Below are 529 nucleotides of genomic sequence, written 5' to 3'. Positions count from 1 at the left end.
GCGCAATATCATCCCCAGGCCAAAACGATGCTGGATGCCCTGTTCACAGGCAACCATGGGCAGATACCCGAAGCCACAGCCCCTGACTACTACCCGGTGCTGTGGCTCAAGGCATTTATCCTGAACAAACAGGGTGAACACCATCGTGCCTATGAAGCCATTATCCAGGCGGAGAGCGGTTGTCGGCTGATGCCCGGGCAGAAGCAGCCGGATGTCCGCCTGCAACTGGAAATCCTGCGCATAAAGCTGCGCAGTCAGCCGCTGGCCACAGGACTCCCCGGGTTAAGCTTTGAACAGCTTAAGACCATGAAAGCACAGGCCGACAATCTGATTAGTCATCCCGGGGCCTTCTGGACGCAGCACGAGCATATCTTGCTTCAGCAACTACGAGAGGAATTGGCGGCACTGTTGCCGCAGTATGCGTCAACTGTTACTGAGTCGGTGACACCGGTAAGTACCGGAACCGTCGAAGATCCTCCCGAAGAGCCGGATACTCTCAACACAGAGGCAGATGATGTCATGCCAGCAC

The 529-nt window shown here is 56.1% G+C and carries 1 protein-coding gene; it reads left to right on the top strand.

Annotated features, from left to right (window positions below; all coding sequences use genetic code 11):
• Positions 1-529, top strand: a 529-nt coding sequence (locus tag J7438_RS27380) for a hypothetical protein (protein WP_209279159.1), incomplete at both ends; no start/stop codon positions are given.

The sequence above is a fragment of the Thalassotalea sp. G20_0 genome (genome assembly GCF_017744175.1).
In the GTDB taxonomy this organism is placed as follows: domain Bacteria; phylum Pseudomonadota; class Gammaproteobacteria; order Pseudomonadales; family Endozoicomonadaceae; genus Endozoicomonas.
The sequence above is the reverse complement of the archived record's forward strand: the minus strand, read 5'-3'. Positions and strand labels throughout refer to the sequence as shown.